The sequence below is a fragment of the Streptomyces sp. MUSC 14 genome, from assembly GCF_001866675.1.
GTDB lineage: Bacteria > Actinomycetota > Actinomycetes > Streptomycetales > Streptomycetaceae > Streptomyces.
The window spans coordinates 74,412-96,554 of the sequence record NZ_MLYN01000038.1 but is presented as its reverse complement, the minus strand read 5'-3'; the positions used below and the strand labels follow the sequence as shown (position 1 = coordinate 96,554).

The window sequence follows — 22,143 nt, the reverse complement described above, 5'->3', positions numbered from 1 at the left end:
TGTTCCGAGGGTGAACAATGGGTACCGTCTGCGTGTCCCACCGCGTCCACGGGGCGGTCGGTCGCGGGCCGATCCCCCGGAGACGGTTAGGCTCTAGTCGCACGGCGCCGCCGTAAGGCGCACCGCCCCGCACTTCCAGCGTCACATCCAAGAAGGAGATGCTCGTGCCGTCCATCGACGTCGTCGTAGCCCGGGAAATCCTGGACTCCCGAGGCAACCCCACGGTCGAGGTCGAGGTCGGCCTCGACGACGGCAGCACGGGTCGTGCCGCCGTTCCGTCGGGCGCCTCGACCGGTGCCTTCGAGGCCATCGAGCTGCGCGACGGTGACCCGAACCGCTACCAGGGCAAGGGTGTCGAGAAGGCCGTCCTCGCCGTCATCGAGCAGATCGGCCCGGAGCTCGTCGGCTACGACGCCACCGAGCAGCGTCTGATCGACCAGGCCATGTTCGACCTGGACGCCACCGACAACAAGGGCTCCCTCGGCGCCAACGCCATCCTCGGCGTCTCCCTCGCCGTCGCCCACGCCGCCTCCGAGGCCAGCGACCTGCCGCTGTTCCGCTACCTGGGCGGTCCGAACGCGCACCTGCTGCCGGTGCCGATGATGAACATCCTCAACGGCGGTTCGCACGCGGACTCCAACGTGGACATCCAGGAGTTCATGATCGCTCCGATCGGCGCGGAGTCCTTCTCCGAGGCGCTGCGCTGGGGTGCCGAGGTCTACCACACGCTGAAGAAGGTCCTGAAGAACAAGGGCCTGTCCACGGGCCTGGGCGACGAGGGCGGCTTCGCCCCGAACCTGGAGTCGAACCGCGCCGCCCTCGACCTCATCCTGGAGGCGATCAAGGAGGCCGGTTACGTCCCCGGTCAGCAGATCGCCCTCGCGCTCGACGTCGCCGCCTCCGAGTTCTACAAGGACGGCAAGTACCTCTTCGAGGGCAAGGAGCGCTCCGCCGCCGAGATGACGGAGTACTACGAGGAGCTCGTCTCCGCGTACCCGCTCGTCTCCATCGAGGACCCGCTGTTCGAGGACGACTGGGCCGGCTGGAAGGTCATCACCGACCGCCTCGGCGACAAGGTCCAGCTCGTCGGCGACGACCTGTTCGTCACCAACCCCGAGCGCCTCGCCCGCGGCATCGAGGAGGGCACCGCCAACGCCCTGCTGGTCAAGGTCAACCAGATCGGCTCGCTGACCGAGACCCTGGACGCCGTCGAGCTGGCCCAGCGCAGCGGCTTCAAGTGCATGATGTCGCACCGCTCCGGCGAGACCGAGGACGTCACCATCGCCGACCTGGCCGTCGCCACCAACTGCGGCCAGATCAAGACCGGCGCCCCGGCCCGCTCCGAGCGCGTCGCCAAGTACAACCAGCTGCTGCGCATCGAGGAGATCCTCGACGACGCCGCGGTGTACGCGGGCCGCAGCGCCTTCCCCCGCTTCAAGGGCTGAGCCGTTAAGAGGTAAGTCCTAGCCAGTCGTACGTACGTCCCCGTACCGGTCCCGTACCGTGTCCGGGGACGTACGCACGTGTGCAGCGTGCAAGGCACAGCGCAAGGGGAGGCGGAGAGCCAGATGGGCGCGAGGGACCGGGACCGTTTCTCCACCGCGACCAGGCTGCGGCTGCTCGGTGAGCAGACTGCGGCCCGGGTCTACCGCTCCCAGACCAAGCGGCAGGCCCGCCGCTCCCGGCTCACCGGGCGCGCGGCGCTGCTCGTGCTGGTGCTGTGCACGATGATCGTCGCGCTCGCGTACCCGATGCGCCAGTACGTCACCCAGCGCGCGCAGATCTCCGACCTCCAGCGGCAGAAGCAGCAGGCCGAGCAGCGCGTCGAGCAGCTGCGCGACCTCAAGGCGCGCTGGCAGGACGACACCTACGCCGAGCAGGAGATCCGGCGCCGGCTGCATTATGTGATGCCGGGGGAGACCGGGTACACGGTCGTCGATCCCGGCACGGCCAGGCAGTCCCGCGCCGACCTGAAGGCCGCCCAGCGGCCCTGGTACGCCAATGTCTGGGACGGGGTCGACAAGTCCGACGCCTCCGACCAGTGAACCGACGGCTCGCCCCTTCTCCACCGCCCTTTCCCCACCGTCCCTTCTGAGAAAGCCGCTCTGAAAGCAGTCATGGAAACCCCTCCGCCGCCCACTTCGCGCACCGAGCCCACCGACGCGGACGTCGAGGCCTTCAAGCAGCAGCTCGGCCGCCCGCCGCGGGGCCTGCGGGCCATCGCGCACCGCTGCCCCTGCGGCCAGCCGGACGTCGTGGAGACGGCGCCTCGGCTGCCCGACGGCACGCCCTTCCCGACGCTGTACTACCTGACGTGCCCGAAGGCGTCCTCCGCCATCGGCACGCTGGAGGCGAACGGCGTGATGAAGGAGATGACCGAGCGCCTGGCGACCGACCCGGAGCTGGCCGCCGCCTACCGGGCCGCGCACGAGGACTACATCCGGCGCCGGGACGAGATCGAGGAGCTGAAGGGCTTCCCGAGCGCGGGCGGCATGCCGGACCGGGTCAAGTGCCTGCACGTCCTGGTGGCCCACTCGCTGGCCGCCGGGCCGGGCGTGAACCCGCTCGGCGACGAGGCCCTGGCGATGCTGCCGGAGTGGTGGCGCAAGGGCACGTGCGTGACGCTCACCGAGGCCACCGAGCCCACAGAGGGGGACGAGAAGTGACGCGGGTCGCCGCCGTCGACTGCGGTACCAACTCCATCCGGCTGCTGGTCGCGGACTGCGATCCGGCCACGGGCGAACTGGTCGACCTGGACCGCCGGATGACCATCGTGCGGCTCGGCCAGGGCGTCGACCGCACCGGTCGGCTCGCGCCCGAGGCGCTGGAGCGGACGTTCGCGGCCTGCCGCGAGTACGCCGCGATCATCAAGGAGCACGGCGCCGAGAAGCTCCGCTTCGTCGCCACCTCCGCCTCCCGCGACGCCGAGAACCGCGACGAGTTCGTGCGCGGTGTGCTGGACATCCTCGGGGTCGAGCCGGAGGTGATCACCGGCGACCAGGAGGCCGAGTTCTCCTTCACCGGTGCCACGAAGGAGCTGACCGGCCGCGCCGACCTGGCCCGGCCGTACCTGGTCGTGGACATCGGCGGCGGCTCCACCGAGTTCGTCGTCGGCGAGGAGCACGTGCGGGCCGCGCGCTCGGTCGACGTCGGCTGTGTGCGGATGACGGAGCGCCACCTGGTGCACGGCGGCGAGGTCTCCGACCCGCCCGCCGCGGAGCGGATCGCCGCCATGAGGGCCGACATCGAGGCCGCCCTGGACCTCGCCGAACAGACCGTCCCGCTGCGCGAGGCGCGCACCCTGGTGGGTCTCGCCGGGTCCGTCACCAGCGTCTCGGCCATCGCCCAGGAGCTGCCGGAGTACGACTCCGCGCGCATCCACCACTCCCGGGTCTCCTACGACCGGGTCCGCGAGATCACCGAGTCGCTGCTGCGCTCCACGCACGCCGAGCGCGCCGCCATCCCGTCCCTGCACCCGGGCCGGGTCGACGTCATCGGCGCGGGCGCCCTCGTGCTGCTCGCGATCATGGAGCGGATCGGCGCCGAGGAGGTCGTGGTGAGCGAGCACGACATCCTCGACGGCATCGCGTGGGCCGTGGCGCAGGAGCTCCGGTAGCGCCGCGGTGAGACGGAGCGGCCCCGGTTCCGCCCGGGGGCGGAAACAGGGCCGCCGCTTCGGTCACGGGTACGACCGTCACGCGCAGAGGATGCCGATGAGAGCGTGGCAGCCTCCGTGCCCGCCGGCCAAGGCGGCCGCCTGGGTGGTGAGATGGGGAGCGGGCGCCGCCGCCACCGCGGTTGCGGCCGTCGCCGTTCCCGCGGCAAGAGCGATACCCAGGACCGCGCTGATCGCGCTCATACGCTTCGTGGCCTTACGGGAGGCCTTCTGTGAAGGGTTCATGCCTGGCACGCTAGGGGAGCTTCTGCCGGCTCTCGCGCGGTGCGTGGCTGACGGGTGAACGGCGGGCCGGCCGGGTGATGCGCTGTTGCGCGACTCTCTTTTATTACTCATCGGTAGCCTTCTGCTGAGCAGGTCGGATAACGTTTGAGCGGCTTCCGGGGGTCGTCGGGGCCCCTCGGTGACATGTCGTCGGAAAACTTCGTGAAGTTCTTCACAAGGAATTCGGCCCGACCGGGGTGCTCAAGGGGTCCTGTTGGGCCTTTCGGGGGCCGAAGGGCCCTTTGAACGTGTTCAGATGAGGGTCGTACGCTGCCTTCGGATCGCGTACCGAGGGGGGTGTTTCGACCGGCTCGCACCCCCGGTCGTGACCCAGAGGAGCAGCTCACACGGCCTTGACAACGGACATCGGGATGCGGCGGTTCCCCTCGCCCGTCATGACCTGTGTCACGCGAGCCGCGGAGTGTAGCACGGGCGCTGTCGAACCTTGTGAAGGGGCGCACGAGCACCCCTCCTGGAGCGGGTGGATACTCGATGCCATGAGCACCACGGAGCGTCCCAGGATCCTCGTAGTAGGCGGTGGGTACGTAGGCCTGTACGCAGCTCGGCGCATTCTCAAGAAGATGCGCTTCGGAGAGGCGACCGTCACGGTCGTCGACCCCCGGTCGTACATGACCTACCAGCCCTTCCTCCCCGAAACCGCCGCCGGCAACATCTCCCCGCGCCATGTCGTCGTCCCACTGCGACGCGTGGTCCCCAAGGCGGAGGTCCTCACCGGCCGGGTCACCACCATCGACCAGGACCGCAAGGTCGCCACGATCGCCCCGCTGGTGGGTGAGGCGTACGAACTGCCCTTCGACTACCTGGTGATCGCCCTCGGTGCGGTCTCCCGCACCTTCCCGATCCCCGGCCTCGCCGAGCAGGGCATCGGCATGAAGGGTGTCGAGGAGGCCATCGGCCTGCGCAACCACGTGCTGGAGCAGCTCGACAAGGCCGAGTCCACCACCGACGAGGAGATCCGCCGCAAGGCGCTCACCTTCGTCTTCATCGGCGGTGGCTTCGCGGGTGCGGAGACCATCGGCGAGGTCGAGGACATGGCCCGGGACGCGGCCAAGTACTACAAGAACGTCTCCCGCGAGGACATGCGGTTCGTCCTCGTCGACGCCGCCGACAAGATCCTGCCCGAGGTCGGCCCGAAGCTCGGCCAGTACGGCAAGGAGCACCTGGAGAGCCGGGGCGTGGAGATCTACCTCTCCACCTCCATGGACTCCTGCGTCGACGGCCACGTCGTGCTGAAGAACGGCCTGGAGGTCGACTCCAACACGATCGTGTGGACCGCCGGCGTCAAGCCGAACCCGGCCCTCTCCCGCTTCGGTCTGCCCCTCGGCCCGCGCGGCCACGTCGACTGCGAGCCCACGCTCCAGGTCAAGGGCACGGACTACATCTGGGCCGCCGGCGACAACGCGCAGGTCCCGGACCTCGTCGGCCGCAAGGCGGGCAACGAGAACGCCTGGTGCCCGCCGAACGCCCAGCACGCGCTGCGCCAGGCGAAGGTCCTCGGCGACAACGTGGTCTCCGGCATGCGGGGCTTCCCGCAGAAGGAGTACGAGCACGCCAACAAGGGTGCGGTCGCCGGTCTCGGCCTGCACAAGGGCGTGGCGATGATCGTCATGGGCAAGATGAAGATCAAGCTCAAGGGCCGCCTCGCCTGGTACATGCACCGTGGTTACCACGGCATGGCGATGCCGACCTTCAACCGCAAGATCCGCGTCTTCGCCGACTGGACCCTCGGCATGTTCCTCAAGCGCGAGGTCGTCTCCCTCGGCGCGATGGAGAACCCGCGCGAGGAGTTCTACGAGGCCGCCAAGCCGGCTCCGGTCGCCGCCAAGACCGAGGAGAAGGCCAAGGCCTCCTGACCCTCGGGTCACTTGAGCACATCCTGAAGGGCCCCCTGCCATCCGTGGTGCAGGGGGCCCTTCGGCGTTCCGGGAAGCGAGACAGCCCCTCCGGTGATTGAGGAGCGGGGTCAGGGGCGGAGCCCCGTGGCGTCTGCATCTATTTTGCCCACCTGTAACGCCGGTGGGGGACTGTGGCCGAGCCCCGCAGGTGTTTACGTGGTAACCGGCATCCGGGATCGTCGTCTTGGAGGTGTGCGCCATGGCCGACGCCGCGTCGCGGCTGAGTCGTCTTGCCGAGCAGATGCTGGGAGTTCCGCTCCCGGTACGGATCCAGGCCTGGGACGGATCGCAGGCCGGGCCGCCGGGTGCGCCGACGCTGGTCGTGCGCAACCGCCGTGCCCTGCGCCGCATCCTGTTCAAACCGGGTGAACTGGGCCTCGCCCGCGCCTGGGTCGCCGGCGACCTGGACGTCGAGGGCGACCTGTACTCCGCGCTGGACGCGATGGCGTCCCTGGTGTGGGAGCGCGGCGAGGACGCCCGCACCCTGCGCCAGGCCCTGCGCGACCCCGTCGTCCGCGCCGCCGTCCTCGACCTGCTCCGGATCGCCGGGCCCCCGCTGCCGCCCGCCCCGCCGCGCGAGGAGGTCCGCCGGCCCCGCCGGAGGCTGCACACGCGGCGCACCGACAGGCAGGCCATCAGCCACCACTACGACGTCGGCAACGACTTCTACGAGCTGGTCCTCGGCCCGTCGATGGTGTACTCCTGCGCATACTGGGAGGACGGCGGGACGCTGGAGTCCGCCCAGCGCGACAAACTCGAACTCGTCTGCGCCAAGCTCGGCCTGACGGAGGGTCAGCGGCTGCTGGACGTCGGCTGCGGCTGGGGCTCGATGGCGATCCACGCGGCCCGCGAGCACGGCGTGAGCGTCGTCGGGATCACCCTCTCCCAGGAGCAGGCCGCCTACGCCCGCAAGCGGGTCGCCGACGAGGGGCTGACCGACCTGGTGGAGATCCGCGTCCAGGACTACCGGGACGTCGTGGACGGCCCCTTCGACGCCGTCTCCTCCATCGGCATGGCCGAACACGTCGGTGCCGAGCGCTATCTGGAGTACGCGAGCCAGCTGTACGCCCTGCTCAAGCCGGGCGGACGGCTGCTCAACCACCAGATCGCCCGCCGCCCGCAGCGCGACGAGACGGCGTACGAGGTGGACGACTTCATCGACGCCTACGTCTTCCCCGACGGCGAACTCGCCCCCATCGGCACCACCGTCACCCAGCTGGAGCGCGCCGGGTTCGAGGTGCGGGACGTGGAGGCGATCCGCGAGCACTACGCCCGCACTCTGCGCCGGTGGGTCGGCAACCTGGAGGCGGACTGGGACCGCGCGGTCCGGCTCACCGGCCCCGGCCGCGCCCGCGTCTGGCGGCTGTACATGGCCGCCTCCGCGCTCTCCTTCGAGCGCAACCGCATCGGCGTCAACCAGGTCCTGGCCGTGCGCACCCCGGAGTCGGGCGCCTCGGGGCTGCCGCCGCGGACCCGCACCTGGAACACCGCCTGAGGGTCCGTACGGCGAAGGGGGCCTCGCAGCCGCGAGGCCCCCTTCTCGTTCACTGCCGTACGGCTACTCGGCCTTGATCGCCGCCAGCATGTTCAGCCTGGCCGCGCGCCGGGCCGGCCACAGGGCGGCCAGGACGCCGACCCCGCCGGCCAGCAGCAGGAAGAGCGCCATCCGGCCCCAGGGCAGGACCAGTTCGTACGTCGGCATCTTCGTGCCGAGCAGCTGTCCGGCCGCCCAGCCGAAGAAGACGCCCAGGCCGATGCCGAGCACGCCGCCGAACAGGGAGATCACCAGGGACTCCAGGCGGACCATGCGCTTGACCGCCTTGCGGTCCAGGCCGATCGCGCGGAGCATGCCGATCTCCTGGGAGCGCTCGAAGACCGACATCGCCAGGGTGTTGATGACACCGAGGACCGCGACGATCACCGCCATGCCGAGCAGGCCGTAGAGCATGTTCAGCATCGTCGTGAACATCTGGGCGATCTGGTTTGAGATGTCCTTCTTGTCCTGGATCTTGATCGCCGGGTTGGTGCCCAGGTCCTTGGTCAGCCGGTCCTTCGTCGCCGCGGAGGCGCCGTCCGCCGTCTTGACCATGACCTGCATGTCGGCCGGGTTCTTCAGGTGCGGGGTGAGGACCTTGTTGTCGAGCATGATCCCGTTGATCATGTCGTTGCCCTCGTAGACACCGGCGACGGTCAGCTGCCGGGCCTTGCCGTCCTCGAAGTGCGCGGTGAAGTGCGAACCGGGCGTCCAGCCGTACTCCTTGGCCCGGTCCTTGTCCACGACGACCTGCGAGCCGCCGACCTTGAACGTGCCGTCGTCGACCTTCAGGTCCGTCAGCTTCGTGATGGACGCGCCGTCGACACCCGTCAGGAACTCGGTCTTGCCGTCGATGCGGGACGGGGCGTTGCGCAGCGGGCTGCTGGCGGTGACGCCGTCGGCCGCGGCGAGCTTCGTCGCCACCTCCGGGGAGAGCGGGGAGCGGTTGGCCATCGAGACGACGTAGTCCGCGCGGATCGCCGAGGAGGCCATCTTGTCGATGGCGGTCTGCAGGCTGCCCGCCATCACCGTCATGCCGGTGATCAGGGTCAGGCCGATCATCAGCGCGGAGGCCGTGGCCGCCGTACGGCGCGGGTTGCGCACCGAGTTCTGCCGCGCCAGCTTGCCCGAGACGCCGAAGACGCGCAGCACCGGGGCGGCGGCCGCGATCAGCGGGCGGGACAGCAGCGGGGTCAGGATGAACACGCCGATGATGAGCAGGACCGCGCCGATGCCCATCGGGCCCTGGGCGGAGTCGGCGTTCATCGAGGTGGCCGCGAGGACCACGGCGATGCCCGCCCCGGAGAACAGCGCGCCGAACGTGTTGCGCAGGACCAGCGACTTGGTGGTGGCCTTGGCGTGCACGCTGCTCATCGCCGCCACCGGCGGGATCTTCGCGGCCCGGCGGCCGGGCAGCCAGGCGGCCAGCATGGTGACGAGGACGCCGACCGCGAGCGCCGCGATCACGGTGCCGGAGCTGATCACCAGCGGCCCGTCGGGCACGCTCGCGCCGAAGGAACCGAGCAGCGAACGCAGGCCCGCGCCGATGCCGATACCGGCGGCCAGACCGGCCACACCGGCGACCGCGCCGACCGCGAACGCCTCGATCAGCACCGAGCGGGTGACCTGGCGGCGGGAGGCGCCGACCGCGCGCATCAGGGCCAGTTCCCGGGTGCGCTGGGCGACCAGCATGGTGAAGGTGTTGGCGATGATGAACGTGCCGACGAACAGCGCGATACCGGCGAACACCAGCAGCGCCTGCTTCAGACCGCTCATCGATTCGGCGATGGCCTTCGCCTGGTCGTCGGCGAGCTGCTTGCCGGTGGTGGTCTCCACCAGGTGCTTCGGCAGCGCCGAGTCCAGCGCGGACTTCAGCGTGCTCTGGCTGGTGCCGGCCGCGGCCTTGACGTCGATCTCGTCGTAGCCGCCCTTCTTGCCGAAGAGCTGCTGTGCGGTCGGCGTGTCGAACAGGGCGAGGCTGCCGCCCGCGGCGACGTTGCCGTCGTCGGTGGTGAAGATGCCCGCGACGGTCGGGGTGAGGACCGGGCCGTCGACGGAGAGCCGTACGGTGTCGCCGACCTTGTAGCCGGCCCGCTTGGCGGTCTCGGAGTCGAGCAGCACCTCGCCCTTGCCGTGCGGGGCGTGGCCGCTGACCAGCGGATACCGGGCGTCCTTGGTGCCCCAGTAGTTGCCGCCGGCGGACTGCCAGTCGCCGCCGGCCAGCTTGCCGTCCTTGTCGGCGACGGCGGTGAAGCCGGTGACGACACCGGTGGCGGAGGCGGCGCCGGGGACCTTCGCGGCCTTGTCGAGCACGGCCTGGGTCAGATCCGGCGTCCTGCCGACCTTGTCGCCCTCGGAGTCCTGGTAGGTGGCCCGTACGGCGACGTCGACCTGGTCGAAGCCCTTGGCGGAACTCTTCTGGTAGGCGTCGGAGATGGTGTTGGTGAAGACGAGTGTCCCGGAGACGAAGGCCACGCCGAGCATGACGGCGAGGACCGTCATCAGGAGCCGGGCCTTGTGCGCGAGGACGTTGCGCAGGGCGGTGCGGAACATCAGCTGGTACGGCCCTTCGCGTCGAACTGCTTCATGAGGTCGAGGACGGCGTCGGCGGTCGGGCCGTAGATCTCGTCCACGATCCGCCCGTCCGCGAGGAAGACGACACGGTCCGCGTAGGCGGCGGCGACCGGGTCGTGGGTCACCATGACGACGGTCTGGCCCAGCTCGCGCACCGAGTTGCGCAGGAAGCCCAGCACCTCGGCGCCGGAGCGCGAGTCGAGGTTTCCGGTCGGCTCGTCGCCGAAGATGATGTCGGGCCGGGAGGCGAGGGCGCGGGCGACGGCCACGCGCTGCTGCTGGCCGCCGGAGAGCTGGGAGGGCCGGTGGCTGAGCCGCCCGGACAGCCCGACCATCTCGATCACCTTCTCCAGCCAGGCCTTGTCGGGCCTGCGGCCCGCGATGTCCATCGGGAGGGTGATGTTCTCCAGCGCGGTCAGCGTCGGCAGCAGGTTGAAGGCCTGGAAGATGAAGCCGATCTTGTCCCGGCGGAGCTTGGTGAGCTGCTTGTCCTTCAGGGAGCCCAGCTCGGTCTCGCCGATGCGCACGGAACCCGAGGAGAAGGTGTCCAGGCCCGCCACGCAGTGCATCAGCGTGGACTTGCCGGAGCCGGAGGGGCCCATGATCGCGGTGAACTCGGCCTGCCGGAACTCGACGGAGACCCGGTCCAGGGCGACCACCCGGGTCTCACCCTGCCCGTAGATCTTCGACAGCTCCGTGGCGCGTGCGGCCACGGCGGTGGTCCGGGCTGCGGTGGGTGTGGTGGTCACGGGAGGGTGCTCCTGTCGGGACGACGTGTGTTCGTGGGGACTGCTCCATCGTCTCGGCGCAAGCGGCGCGTGGCGTCAGTCGCTGTTCCGGTTCCCGAGGGGGACTCGGGTCGGACACGAGGTCGCCGTGTCATACCTGGGGAGGACGGCGGACCCTGAGGAACCACGTCGAAGGAGGCACGCGCGCGTGGTGGTCCCGACCGTGTCGAGAACAGGTGGAGTGCCCTCGTTCGGACGGTGAAATTCCGTCATTTCACGTACACACGTGTTCCCGTCACGTCACGCTGTCTGGCAAGTGCGGATGGCGCGTTCCATGGGCTGATGCACCCTCAGACGTCAATAAAATAAGACAACATCGGTCTGCCCTTCCGCTGTTCGGGGGATGGGCCCCGATAGGCTCGGACCCTCGACGCGGAGCCCATGGCCTGCCCGGATGGTGGAATGCAGACACGGCGAGCTTAAACCTCGCTGCCCCTTCGCGGGCGTGCCGGTTCAAGTCCGGCTCCGGGCACCACCGCGCCTCTCTCCCCTTCGGCGTTCACCCGTTGACATCACCCACACCCCGGCGGAGACTCATGCCCGCCAACCGGTGAAGGAAATTTCACCAGGCGAACAACGCGGCCAATGGCGGACAACGGACTCGTCGCTGTGGGAAGGGGCAGGATCCATGCGCACCACCGTCGGGATCATCGGAGCGGGGCCGGCCGGGCTGCTGCTCGCACGGCTGCTGCACCGCGCGGGCGTCGACGCGGTCGTCCTGGAGAGCCGCGACCGGGCCTACGTCGAACACCGCCAGCGCGCCGGGATCCTGGAGCAGGGGACCGCGGACGTGCTGCGCGCGGCGGGCGCCGGGGAGCGGATGGACCGCGAGGGCCTGCGGCACGACGGCATCGAGCTGCGCTTCGACCGCACCCGCCATCGCGTCGACCTCCGCGCCCGCACCGGCGGACGGTCCGTGACGGTCTACGCCCAGACCGAGGTCTGCAAGGACCTCATCGCCCTCCAGCTGAAGGACGGCGGACCGCTGCTGTTCGAGGCGCAGGCGCTCGCCGTCGAGGGGGCCGGCGGCGAGCGCCCGCGGGTGCGGTTCCGGCACGAGGGGCGCGAGGACGTGCTGGAGTGCGACTACGTCGTCGGCTGCGACGGCTTCCGGGGCGTGGCGCGGGCCGCCGTACCGGCCGCGGTCGCCCGCGTGTCCGAGCGGGCGTACCCCTACGCCTGGCTCGGCATCCTCGCCGACGCCCCGCCCTCGCACGACGAACTCGTCTACGCGCGCCACGACCGCGGCTTCGCCCTGCTGTCGATGCGGTCCGCGTCCGTCTCCCGTCTCTACCTCCAGGTGCCGGCGGGGACGCGGGCCGAGGAGTGGGCCGACGGCGAGATCTGGTCGGAACTCGACCGGCGGCTGGAGACGGACGACGGCTGGCGGCTGGAGCGCGGGCCGGTCACCCGGAAGTCGGTCACGCCCATGCGCTCCTTCGTCCACGAACCGATGTGCCACGGCCGCCTCTTCCTCGCCGGTGACGCCGCTCACATCGTCCCGCCGACCGGCGCCAAGGGACTGAACCTCGCCGTCGGTGACGTCGTCACCTTCGCCCGGGCGCTCGTCCACGAGCGGGAGACCGGCTCCCCGGACCTCCTCGACGCCTACTCCGCGACGTGCCTGCGCCGCGTGTGGCAGGCCGAGCGCTTCTCCTACGACATGACGACACTGCTCCATCCGGCCCCCGGCGCCACGCCTTTCGACGTCGGGATCCAGCGGGCGCGGCTGGCCCGGATCGCCTCCTCGCCCGCGGCGCAGACCGATCTGGCCGAGGCCTACACGGGGTTTCCTCTCGGTTAGGTCCCAGGTTCGTCATGGAACGCGATCACCCGTGGCCGGGAATCGCCTGCACGCGTAGCGTGTTGCGCAGCACGGCAGGGGAAAGATCCTCCTCAAGTATCATGGTCGACCCTTTGCCAATCCATTACGCTTTGAGCCAAGGCTGCGCTCGGCAGCCATGGAGGAGTGAGATGAGGAGCAGTAACCCGGTCTTCTCGCGACGGGGGTTCAGCCGCGACAACGGCTACGCCGGCTTCAACACCGCACCGCAGGCCGGGTACGCACAGGGCAACCCGTATGCGCAGAACCCCTACGCGCAGAACCCGTATGCCCAACAGGGCCTTCAGCAGGGCGCGCCCCCGCAGGCCCCGGTCACCACCGACCGCATGACCATGGACGACGTCGTCGTCCGCTCGGCCATGACGCTCGGCACGGTCGCCGTCGGCGCCGTCCTCGCCTGGGCGCTGCTGCCGGTGTCGACGACGAGCTACGGCCTGGCCGTCGGCTCCGCGCTGGTCGCGTTCGTCCTGGCGATGATCCAGAGCTTCAAGCGCACCCCGTCCCCCGCCCTGATCCTGGGGTACGCCGCGTTCGAGGGCGTCTTCCTCGGCGTCATCAGCGAGATGTACAACAGCCGCTGGAGCGGTGCCCCGTTCCAGGCGGTGCTCGGCACGATGGCGGTCGCCGGCGCCACCCTGCTCGTCTACAAGGCGGGCTGGATCCGCGTCACCGCGCGCTACGCCCGGATGGGCCTCGCCATCGCGATGGCCTTCATGGTCGTCATGGCGGTCAACCTGCTGCTGGTCGTGTTCGGCGTCGCCGAGAACGGCGGCCTGCGCAGCTTCGGCCCGCTCGGCGCGCTCGTCGGCATCTTCGCCATCCTGCTCGGCGCGTTCTTCCTGACGCTGGACTTCAAGCAGATCGAGGACGGCATCGCCTACGGCGCACCGCGGGGCGAGGCCTGGCTCGCGGCGTTCGGTCTCACCACGACCCTGGTGTGGATCTACGTCGAGATGCTGCGCCTGGTGGCCATCTTCAGCAGGGACTGACGACCACGTCGGCAAGGGCCCCGGGCTTCACCGCCCGGGGCCCTTCGACGTTCAGAGCAGCTTGCGGGCCGCCCTCCTCAAGTCGTACTCGTGCACGATCGCCTTCGCGTGGCCGTACGCGAGGTCGTACTCGTGCCGGAGCCAGCTGACCTTCTCCTCGAAGCGGAACAGGGCGGGGCCTTCTTCTACGGTGCGCAGCCAGTCGGAGACTTCACGACCGGTGCAGTGCGGGATGCGGGCGAGCAGATTGCGGTGGGTCTCCTCGGAGAAGAGCTGGGACATCGGCGCCTCCGAACGCAAAGGGGATGTAAGCCGGTCCTTCACGTCACGGTGCCTGAGCGTTCGCGTGTTGGCAACAGTCCGGCGGGTTACGCTCGGCGCGTGGTTGATACGACGCCCTTGACCCAAGCAGTGGAGTTCTTCGCCGACCGGTTGCGGGCCGCTCCGCAGAGCCGGCTGCAACGCGGCGCGGCCGCGGAGGCGCTGGCGCTGGCGCGGCAGTTGGCCCGGTGGGCGCAGCGCGTCGAGGAGCCGGGGAGCGAGCCCCGGGAGATGCCGGACGCGGGGATGTTCGCCGCCGCCGACCAGATCCTCGTGGCCGCGCATGATGTGGGACTGGTGCTGCGGACCGAGGACGAGGTCGCCGAAGCGGTGCGGCTGGTGGAGGAGGCGCGGCAGAAGGCGGGGGTCTAGCGGCCCGCTCCGATGGAGCCTTGCCGGGGCACGGGAGCCTTACAGGGACGCTATGACCCGGTCCGCCAGGATGTACACCATCTCCTCGCCGCAGGCGAAGGTGAGGGTGTAGGCGCCGGAGATGCCCGAACCGCCCAGGAGGTAGGGGGTGTCGCCCGACTCCACGGCTGTGGCCAGGCGTTCGGCGGTCTCGCGGTGGCCCGGCGTCATGCACAGGGTGGTGCCGTCGGCGAAGACGTAGACGTCGAGGGTGCCGAGCGGGCCCGGGCGGACGTCGGCCAGTTCGACGCGGTCGGCGGCCAGCTGCTCCAGCGTGGTCACCGTGCGCTCGTGGTCGCCCACGACCGGGGACTGCACCGGGACGAAGTCGGGGTGCGAGGGGTGCCGGCGGCGGGCGGCGGCCAGCTCCGGGGACTCTCCCGCGAACTCGTCGGGCTCGGCGGTCGGCTCGGACACCGGCTCCAGACCGGCGAAGTCGCTCTGCCGCGGCAGGAACAGCTCGGTGTCGCCCAGCCCGAGCAGGGACGGCGCGTCGGAGCCGTCACGGGCTTCCTGGGCGGCCCAGAAGGCGCGCGCCTCGGCCAGCTCGCGCTCCCGCTCCTCGGCGAGCGCCTCGGCCACGGCGGCACGTATCTGCTCGGCGTCGGCATGCGTGCGGGCGCTCGGCAGCAGGGCGCGCGTGGCGGCGGCCCGGTCCTCGGCGAGCTGCTGGTGCAGCGCCGTCAGCTGGCGGCGCAGCTGCAGGACGGTGCGCAGGACGGCGACGCCCACGGCGCCGGTGGCGACCGTGGTGAGCAGCAGGGCGATCGGCATGGCGCTCACTGACGTACTCCCGGTTCAAAGTCGACCCCCGACTTCCTACATCAGCTTGAAGGGCGGACTATCCAGCTGTCAGTGCGTAACGTCACGAAACGGACAGGACTTTGACCTCGTGGACTCCCCCGGCACCGCACTGACCTGCGTTGACCTGCACTGATATGACCGTCAGGCGAGATAGGTCACATCCTGGGTGAGATTGGATCACGAAAAGGCCCGGAACCAAGGCGTTTCCTCGGTTCCGGGCCGTTTCATGACGGGACGTGCCCGCCCCGTTACGGATGGTGGCTCAGCTGAGGCGCTCGATGACCATTGCCATGCCCTGGCCGCCGCCGACGCACATCGTCTCCAGGCCGAACTGCTTGTCGTGCCACTGGAGGGAGTTGATGAGCGTGCCGGTGATGCGCGCGCCGGTCATGCCGAAGGGGTGGCCGACGGCGATGGCGCCACCGTTGACGTTCAGCTTGTCGAGGTCGATGCCGAGCTCCCGGTAGGAGGGGATCACCTGGGCGGCGAAGGCCTCGTTGATCTCGACCAGGTCGATGTCGCCGATGCCCAGGCCGGCCCGGCGCAGCGCCTGCTTGCTGGCCTCGACCGGGCCGAGGCCCATGATCTCGGGGGACAGGCCGGAGACGCCGGTGGACACGATGCGGGCGAGCGGGGTCAGGCCCAGCTCGCGGGCCTTGGTGTCGGACATGATGACCACGGCCGCGGCGCCGTCGTTGAGCGGGCAGCAGTTGCCGGCCGTGACGAGACCGTCGGGGCGGAAGACCGGCTTGAGCCCGGACACGCCCTCCATGGTGACGCCGGCGCGCGGGCCGTCGTCCTTGCTGACGACCGTGCCGTCGGGAAGCGTCACCGGGGTGATCTCGCGCTCCCAGAAGCCGTTCTTGATGGCTTCCTCGGCGAGGTTCTGCGAGCGGACGCCGAACTCGTCCATCTCCTGGCGGGTGACGCCCTTGATCCGGGCCAGGTTCTCGGCGGTCTGGCCCATCGAGATGTACGCGTCGGGCAGCAGGCCGTCCTCGCGCGGGTCGTGCCAGGTGGAGCCGGTCGACTCGGCCACGGCGGCGGTACGGGCCTCGGCCTCGGCGAAGAGCGGGTTGCGGCCGCTCGGCATGTCCGAACTGCCGTTGACGTAGCGGGAGACCGTCTCGACGCCGGCCGAGATGAAGACGTCGCCCTCACCGGCCTTGATGGCGTGCAGGGCCATCCGGGAGGTCTGCAGGGAGGAGGAGCAGTAGCGGGTGATCGTGCAGCCCGGCAGGTGGTCCATGCCCATCTGCACGGCGACGATGCGGCCGAGGTTGTGGCCCTGCTCGCCGCCGGGGAGGCCGCAGCCGAGCATCAGGTCGTCGATGTCCTTCGGGTCCAGCTCGGGGACCTTGGCGAGGGCGGCCTGGATGATCGTGGCGGTCAGGTCGTCGGGGCGCAGATCCTTGAGGGAACCCTTGCCAGCGCGGCCGATGGGGGAGCGGGCGGTCGAGACGATGACGGCTTCGGGCATCACGGCTCCAGTGGACAGAAGTTGGGCAGGGCCGTCTGGGAAGTTACCGCTCCGTATGGTCGGGGTCACGTGTGTGGTGGTGTGACACTGGCCGCAATTTACTAAGCGCTTGCTTTGGCCTTCGGCGGCTCGGCCGAGAGGGGCGCGGGTGTGGGAAGGGGTGAGGGTGCGCAGGGGTTGCCGTCCCAGGGGGCTCCGCCCCCTGGCCCGCCGGCCTGTGCCCCACCCACCACCCGGCCCACGGTCGGCCGAGAGGTGGACGTCTGGGCGGGTGGGCCGGGGCGGTCACATCGACGGAGTCGCCGGTTCGGCTTCCGGGACGCGGCGGCGGCGTCGGCGCTTCAGCAGGGCCCAGGGGCCGCGGGGGCCCGTCGGCATCGCCGCGGTGACCTCCGTGCCCGCCTCCGAGGCGGCCTCGGCCGCGGCCCGGGCCACCGGCAGGAAGCCCTCGCGCCGCATCACGTCCGGGCGCTCCTCCTCCGCCGGCCACAGACCGAGCGCCGCGCACACCGTGGGCAGGACGGCCATCGCCGCCGTCGCGTAGCCCTCGGCCGAGGGGTGGTAGTTGTCCGGGCCGAACAGCTCCCGGGGGTTCGCCTCGAACTCCGGCCCCAGCAGGTCGCCCAGCGACACCGTGCGGCCCCCCTGCTCCACCGCGCCGATCGTCTGGGCCGCCGCCAGCTGCCGCGAGGCCCGCCGGGCCAGCCAGCGCAACGGCTGCTGCACCGGCTCGATCGTGCCGAGGTCGGGACAGGTGCCGACCACCACCTCGGCCCCGGCCGTGCGCAGCCGCCGTACCGCCGACGACAGGTGCCGTACCGAACGGGTCGGCGGCATCCGGTGGGTGACGTCGTTCGCGCCGACCATGATCACGCAGATGTCGGGGACGGGGGAGGGGGCGCCGAGGACCAGCGCCACCTGCCGGTCCAGGTCGTCCGACTGCGCACCGGGCTGGGCGACGTTACGGAGCTCCACCGGGCGTTCCGCCACTGCCGCGAGCCCCGAGGCCAGCAGCGCCCCCGGGGTCTGGCCCGCCCGGTGCACGCCCTGCCCGGCCGCCGTCGAGTCGCCGAGCATGGCCAGCCTGAGGGGCGGCTCGCCGGGGACGTCGTAGGTGTGGCCGTAGATCCCGTCGGCCGTCGGGACCCGGCCGCCGCTGCCGTTGCCCACATGGCGCCGGGCCAGCCGTACCTCCGCCAGCAGCAGGCCGACGGCGGCCGCGCCGGCCAGGCCGACCCCGCCACCGCCGTACGCCGCTCCGGCCGCGATGCGCCGGGCCACCCGCGCCCTCGACATGCTCGTCATGCGTCGCCGCCACCTCCCTCGTAGCCGTACACCCACTCCTTGCCCCGTACAGCCCGTGCGCCAATCTCAACGGGGAGTGAACGGCCACCGCGCCGCACGCCTGGGCCGTAGGCTGGCGGAACCACTACGACCACTGTTTTTGTGCACAGCAACCGGAGACAACGGTGCAATTCCACGACTCGATGATCAGCCTCGTCGGCAACACCCCGCTGGTGCGGCTCAACAACGTGACCAAGGGCATCCAGGCGACCGTCCTTGCCAAGGTCGAGTACTTCAACCCCGGCGGCTCCGTGAAGGACCGCATCGCCCTGCGCATGATCGAGGCCGCCGAGCAGAGCGGCGAGCTGAAGCCGGGCGGCACCATCGTGGAGCCGACCAGCGGCAACACCGGTGTGGGGCTTGCGATCGTCGCTCAGCAGAAGGGGTACAAGTGCATCTTCGTGTGCCCTGACAAGGTGAGCACCGACAAGATCAACGTGCTGCGCGCGTACGGTGCGGAGGTCGTCGTCTGCCCGACCGCCGTGGACCCCGAGCACCCCGACTCGTACTACAACGTCTCCGACCGGCTCGTGCGCGAGACCCCGGGCGCGTGGAAGCCGGACCAGTACTCCAACCCCAACAACCCGCTCTCCCACTATCACTCGACCGGCCCCGAGCTCTGGGAGCAGACCGAGGGGAAGATCACCCACTTCGTGGCGGGCGTGGGCACCGGCGGCACCATCTCCGGCACCGGTCGCTACCTGAAGGACGCCAGTGACGGCACGGTCCAGGTCGTCGGCGCGGACCCGGAGGGCTCCGTCTACTCCGGCGGCTCCGGGCGGCCGTACCTGATCGAGGGCGTCGGCGAGGACTTCTGGCCGACCGCCTACGACCGCACCGTCGCCGACGAGATCGTCGCCGTGTCCGACAAGGACGCCTTCCAGATGACCCGGCGCCTGGCCAAGGAGGAGGGCCTGCTGGTGGGCGGCTCCTGCGGCATGGCCGTCGTCGCCGCGCTGCGGGTCGCCGAGCGGCTCGGCCCGGACGACGTCGTGGTCGTGCTGCTGCCGGACAGCGGGCGCGGGTACCTCAGCAAGATCTTCAACGACGAGTGGATGGCCGACTACGGCTTCCTGGAGGACGAGGGCCCCAGCGCCCGCGTCGCCGACGTCCTGAACCACAAGGCGGGCGGCACCATCCCCTCCCTCGTGCACATGCACCCCGAGGAGACCGTCGGCCAGGCCATCGAGGTGCTGCGCGAGTACGGCGTCTCGCAGATGCCGGTCGTCAAGCCGGGCGCCGGTCACCCGGACGTGATGGCCGCCGAGGTCGTCGGCTCGGTCGTGGAACGGGAGCTGCTGGACGCCCTGTTCTCCCAGCGCGCCTCCCTGGGGGACCCGCTGGAGAAGCACATGTGCCCGCCGCTGCCGCAGGTCGGCTCGGGCGAGGCCGTCGGCGACCTGATGCAGGTGCTGGGCTCGGCGGACGCGGCGATCGTCCTCGTCGAGGGCAAGCCGACCGGCGTGGTCAGCCGCCAGGACCTGCTGGCCTTCCTCGCCCAGGGCGGCAAGCAGTAGCCGGACGCGTGGACTTCGCGGAAGTGGTACGAGCGTGTCACGTCCGCGCAGCACACGCTTAACACGGGTCCGGCACATTAGTGGGCGTCGGCAGGGGTGGGAGCGGCTCCCCGCCCAGGCCGGCGCCGAACGGCGCCAAGGACCTCCGGAGCGGCTCCCGGACCTCCATGGACGCCACGGACGCGTGATGCCCGGCCCTGACCCGGCCCGCGTCCCTCGCGGGGACCGCCGTCGTCCCGCCCCCCGGAAACGGGGGTGCGGCGGTCCCCGCGAAAGCTTTCCGGACGGCCGTCGGCTTTCTAGACGGTCGTCCAACTCGCCAGCAGCGCCAGGCGCTCCGCCGTCTCCGACCCCTTCTCCGGGGTGTACACCACGATCGTCTGCTCCGGGTCCTGGCCGACCGTCAGCGTCTCGTACGGCAGGGTCAGCAGACCCGCGACCGGGTGTCGGATCCGCTTCACGCCGTACGCGCACTCCCGGACCTCGTGGTCCGCCCACAGCCGGCGGAAGTCCTCGCTCTTCAGGGAGAGTTCGCCGACCAGGGCGCACAGCTCGGGGTCGTCGGCGTGCCGGCCGGCGGCAAGCCGCAGATTGGCCACCGTCGTGGCGGCCACCGCCGACCACTCCGGGTACAGCTCACGGGCGGACGGGTTCAGGAAGACCTGCCGGGGCATGTTCCGCGCGGCCGGGGCGACGCGGCTGAAGCCGTTCACCGCGTCGCCGAGCGCGTTCCACGCGAGCACGTCCATGCGGCGGCCCAGCACGAACGCCGGGCTGTGCGCCATGCCGTCGAGCAGGCTCTGCACGCCGGGGCGGACCTGCGGCGCGGGCCGGTGCCGTTCGCCCCGCTGCCGGTGCTGCGGGCGGGCCACCGTCCGCAGGTAGGCGCGCTCGGTCTCGTCCAGCCGCAGCACCCGCGCGATCGCGTCCAGCACGGCGTCGGAGACGCTCGTACCCCGGCCCTGCTCCAGGCGGATGTAGTAGTCGACGCTCACCCCCGCGAGCTGGGCCACCTCCTCGCGGCGCAGGCCCGGTACGCGGCGCCGCCCATGGCTGGGCAGCCCCACCTCCTCGGGCTGGATCCGTGCACGTCGCGAGCGCAGGAAGTCGCCGACTTCCCCGTCCAGCCAGTCCCCGTCCATGGCCCGATCCTAGGGGAGCGGGCGGCCGCGAACCTGGTACTGGCATACCCAGGAAAAGCCCGTCCCTGGGTACGGCCGCCGGGCCCGGCGAGGGTGGTGTCAGCCGCCGGGGAGCAGCCCCCGGCGCCGATCCCCAGAGGGAGCACCCATGTCGTACGCGAACCTGTCCGGCCGCACCGCCGTCGTCACCGGAGCCGCCAGCGGCATCGGCGAGGCGCTCGCCGTCCAACTCGCCGCAGAGGGCGCCCGGGTGGCGCTGCTCGCCCGGCGCGCCGAGCGGCTCCAGGCGCTGGTGGAGAAGATCCGGGCCGACGGGGGCGAGGCGCTCGCCGTGGCCGCCGACGTCACCGACGACGCGTCCGTGGACGCCGCCCGGGACCTGGTGCACACGACGTTCGGGACCGTCGACCTCGTCGTCAACAACGCCGGTGTCATGCTCCCGAACCCCGTCGCCGACGGCCGGACGGACGAGTGGCAGCGGATGCTCGACACCAACGTCGGCGGCGTCCTGCGGGTCATCCGCGCCTTCGGCGCCGACCTGGTGGCCGCCGCCGGCGAGGGCCGCACCGCCGACCTGGTCGACGTCTCCTCGATCGGCGCCCACGTCCCGTTCCCCAACTACGCGGTGTACGGCGCCACGAAGGCCGCGGTCACCTATCTCTCGCAGTCCCTGCGCAGCGAGTTCGGGCCGCGGGACGTGCGGGTGACCAACATCGAGCCGGGACTGACACAGACCGAGCTGGCGACGCACATCGACAGCACGGAACTCTCCGGCCAGCTGGACGGCATGCTCGACGCGATCGGCAGCCTGACGCCGGCGGAGGTCGCGGACGTCGTCGCCTACGCCACCAGCCGTCCCCGGCACGTCAACCTCCGCCAGATCGTGGTCCTTCCGACCCGGCAGGCCTGATCCGGTCCCGGCGTCCGGTCAGCCGTCGTCGCGGGAGCGGTCGCGGCGGCCGGCGAGCAGTTCGGGGTTGAGCCGGACGGCCTGGGCGAAGTTGACGCCGACGATGCCGGCCCAGGCGGCGATGGTCCCGGTCGTCCCCGCGATGCCGCCGCAGACGGCGGTCAGCGGGATCGCGAGGACCAGCGAGATGATCGCGAACCCGAAGCGCTCTCCCCAGCTGTCGGCGTCCTTCGGCCGCCGCTCGCCGCGCGCGCTCGCCATCCGCTGCTCGGCCAGGTGCCGCTGCACCCGGCGGCCCACGATGTCGTCGATGCGCCGCTCGGCCTTCTCCAGGAAGGAGTCCAGCAGCGCGGAGTCGTAGTCCTCGCCCAGCTCGCGGCGGGCCCGCACCGTGGCGTCGAGATCCTTGCGCAGGTCCACGTCCTGCGGGTCCAGAGTGCTCATGCCGTCCAGGCTACGGAGCGGCCGCCCATGGCGCACTGGGGATAGCCCCCCTGTCCGGGGCGGGGGCAGCGGGGGTGGACCCGTCGAGATGCCCCTTGCCCGACTGCATAGCCTCATGCACAGTTCTTGGTGTGTGAATAGCCTGTCGACGGGTCGGTGCCCGTCCGCGGTGACGGACGGCCGACG

The 22,143-nt window shown here is 70.9% G+C and carries 20 protein-coding genes and 1 tRNA gene; 12 read left to right on the top strand and 9 right to left on the bottom strand.

What is annotated here, in order from left to right; all coding sequences use genetic code 11:
- The first annotated feature begins 158 nt into the window (after positions 1-158).
- The 4 genes from eno (at position 159) to BIV25_RS25045 (ending at position 3,616) form a co-directional block, all read left to right on the top strand.
- Positions 159-1,445, top strand: a complete 1,287-nt coding sequence (gene eno, locus BIV25_RS25060; RefSeq protein ID WP_071374666.1) for a phosphopyruvate hydratase — start codon at positions 159-161, stop codon at positions 1,443-1,445.
- A gap of 123 nt (positions 1,446-1,568) precedes the next feature.
- Positions 1,569-2,045 (top strand): septum formation initiator family protein, encoded by a 477-nt coding sequence (locus BIV25_RS25055; protein WP_071374665.1) that lies wholly within the window; start codon positions 1,569-1,571, stop codon positions 2,043-2,045.
- Between the two features lie 72 nt (positions 2,046-2,117).
- Positions 2,118-2,666 (top strand): DUF501 domain-containing protein, encoded by a 549-nt coding sequence (locus BIV25_RS25050; protein WP_071374664.1) that lies wholly within the window; start codon positions 2,118-2,120, stop codon positions 2,664-2,666.
- Positions 2,663-3,616 (top strand): Ppx/GppA phosphatase family protein, encoded by a 954-nt coding sequence (locus BIV25_RS25045; RefSeq protein WP_071374663.1) that lies wholly within the window; start codon positions 2,663-2,665, stop codon positions 3,614-3,616. Before BIV25_RS25050 ends, BIV25_RS25045 begins: the two co-directional genes overlap by 4 nt.
- Before the next feature lie 78 nt (positions 3,617-3,694).
- Here BIV25_RS25045 and BIV25_RS50450 read toward each other — a convergent pair whose 3' ends face one another.
- Positions 3,695-3,901: a hypothetical protein gene (locus BIV25_RS50450; RefSeq protein WP_143076701.1), complete on the bottom strand. Its 207-nt coding sequence runs from the start codon at positions 3,899-3,901 to the stop codon at positions 3,695-3,697.
- Positions 3,902-4,437: 536 nt separating this feature from the next.
- On the opposite strand from BIV25_RS50450, the gene BIV25_RS25040 reads away from it, so the two are divergent.
- Together BIV25_RS25040 and BIV25_RS25035 are read left to right on the top strand one after the other, a co-directional pair.
- Positions 4,438-5,814, top strand: coding sequence for an NAD(P)/FAD-dependent oxidoreductase (locus tag BIV25_RS25040; protein WP_079176875.1), 1,377 nt, complete (start codon positions 4,438-4,440; stop codon positions 5,812-5,814).
- 241 nt (positions 5,815-6,055) lie between these two features.
- On the top strand, positions 6,056-7,351 hold the full coding sequence (locus tag BIV25_RS25035; protein WP_071374661.1) for a cyclopropane-fatty-acyl-phospholipid synthase family protein: 1,296 nt from the start codon (positions 6,056-6,058) through the stop codon (positions 7,349-7,351).
- Between the two features lie 63 nt (positions 7,352-7,414).
- Here BIV25_RS25035 and BIV25_RS25030 read toward each other — a convergent pair whose 3' ends face one another.
- A complete protein-coding gene (locus BIV25_RS25030) occupies positions 7,415-9,943 on the bottom strand; it encodes an ABC transporter permease (RefSeq protein ID WP_071374660.1) in 2,529 nt (842 codons plus the stop codon).
- Complete coding sequence (locus BIV25_RS25025; RefSeq protein WP_071374659.1) at positions 9,943-10,713, bottom strand: ABC transporter ATP-binding protein; 771 nt, start codon at positions 10,711-10,713, stop codon at positions 9,943-9,945. Before BIV25_RS25025 ends, BIV25_RS25030 begins: the two co-directional genes overlap by 1 nt.
- Before the next feature lie 427 nt (positions 10,714-11,140).
- On the opposite strand from BIV25_RS25025, the gene BIV25_RS25020 reads away from it, so the two are divergent.
- The 3 genes from BIV25_RS25020 (at position 11,141) to BIV25_RS25010 (ending at position 13,584) form a co-directional block, all read left to right on the top strand.
- Positions 11,141-11,227, top strand: a tRNA-Leu gene (locus tag BIV25_RS25020).
- Between the two features lie 153 nt (positions 11,228-11,380).
- On the top strand, positions 11,381-12,556 hold the full coding sequence (locus BIV25_RS25015) for a 4-hydroxybenzoate 3-monooxygenase (protein ID WP_071374658.1): 1,176 nt from the start codon (positions 11,381-11,383) through the stop codon (positions 12,554-12,556).
- A gap of 170 nt (positions 12,557-12,726) precedes the next feature.
- Positions 12,727-13,584, top strand: coding sequence for a Bax inhibitor-1/YccA family protein (locus tag BIV25_RS25010; RefSeq protein WP_071374657.1), 858 nt, complete (start codon positions 12,727-12,729; stop codon positions 13,582-13,584).
- A 51-nt stretch (positions 13,585-13,635) separates the two neighbouring features.
- Here the strand turns inward: BIV25_RS25010 and BIV25_RS25005 are convergent, their stop codons facing one another.
- Positions 13,636-13,866 carry a DUF4287 domain-containing protein gene (locus BIV25_RS25005; protein ID WP_020940491.1) on the bottom strand — a complete coding sequence of 77 codons (231 nt, stop codon included), beginning with the start codon at positions 13,864-13,866 and terminating at the stop codon, positions 13,636-13,638.
- Between the two features lie 99 nt (positions 13,867-13,965).
- Between BIV25_RS25005 and BIV25_RS25000 the strand changes: the two genes are divergently transcribed.
- Positions 13,966-14,277 (top strand): hypothetical protein, encoded by a 312-nt coding sequence (locus tag BIV25_RS25000; protein WP_079172946.1) that lies wholly within the window; start codon positions 13,966-13,968, stop codon positions 14,275-14,277.
- A 39-nt stretch (positions 14,278-14,316) separates the two neighbouring features.
- Here the strand turns inward: BIV25_RS25000 and BIV25_RS24995 are convergent, their stop codons facing one another.
- The 3 genes from BIV25_RS24995 to BIV25_RS24985 form a co-directional block, all read right to left on the bottom strand.
- Positions 14,317-15,099 carry a hypothetical protein gene (locus tag BIV25_RS24995; protein ID WP_071374655.1) on the bottom strand — a complete coding sequence of 261 codons (783 nt, stop codon included), beginning with the start codon at positions 15,097-15,099 and terminating at the stop codon, positions 14,317-14,319.
- 283 nt (positions 15,100-15,382) lie between these two features.
- Positions 15,383-16,600 (bottom strand): acetyl-CoA C-acetyltransferase, encoded by a 1,218-nt coding sequence (locus BIV25_RS24990; protein ID WP_071374654.1) that lies wholly within the window; start codon positions 16,598-16,600, stop codon positions 15,383-15,385.
- Positions 16,601-16,885: 285 nt separating this feature from the next.
- Entirely contained in the window at positions 16,886-17,905 is a 1,020-nt protein-coding gene (locus BIV25_RS24985; RefSeq protein ID WP_177235405.1) for an SGNH/GDSL hydrolase family protein, read from the bottom strand.
- Between the two features lie 164 nt (positions 17,906-18,069).
- Here BIV25_RS24985 and BIV25_RS24980 point away from each other — a divergent pair, with 164 nt between their 5' ends.
- Positions 18,070-19,461 carry a cystathionine beta-synthase gene (locus BIV25_RS24980; RefSeq protein WP_071374652.1) on the top strand — a complete coding sequence of 464 codons (1,392 nt, stop codon included), beginning with the start codon at positions 18,070-18,072 and terminating at the stop codon, positions 19,459-19,461.
- 299 nt (positions 19,462-19,760) lie between these two features.
- Here BIV25_RS24980 and BIV25_RS24975 read toward each other — a convergent pair whose 3' ends face one another.
- Entirely contained in the window at positions 19,761-20,588 is an 828-nt protein-coding gene (locus BIV25_RS24975) for a helix-turn-helix transcriptional regulator (protein ID WP_177235411.1), read from the bottom strand.
- 163 nt (positions 20,589-20,751) lie between these two features.
- Here BIV25_RS24975 and BIV25_RS24970 point away from each other — a divergent pair, with 163 nt between their 5' ends.
- The gene (locus BIV25_RS24970; RefSeq protein ID WP_071374650.1) at positions 20,752-21,513 is read left to right on the top strand and encodes an SDR family oxidoreductase; all 762 of its coding nucleotides are present in this window, start codon (positions 20,752-20,754) and stop codon (positions 21,511-21,513) included.
- An 18-nt stretch (positions 21,514-21,531) separates the two neighbouring features.
- On the opposite strand, the gene BIV25_RS24965 is transcribed toward BIV25_RS24970, so the two are convergent.
- Positions 21,532-21,957, bottom strand: a complete 426-nt coding sequence (locus BIV25_RS24965; protein WP_071374649.1) for a hypothetical protein — start codon at positions 21,955-21,957, stop codon at positions 21,532-21,534.
- Positions 21,958-22,143: the final 186 nt, after the last annotated feature.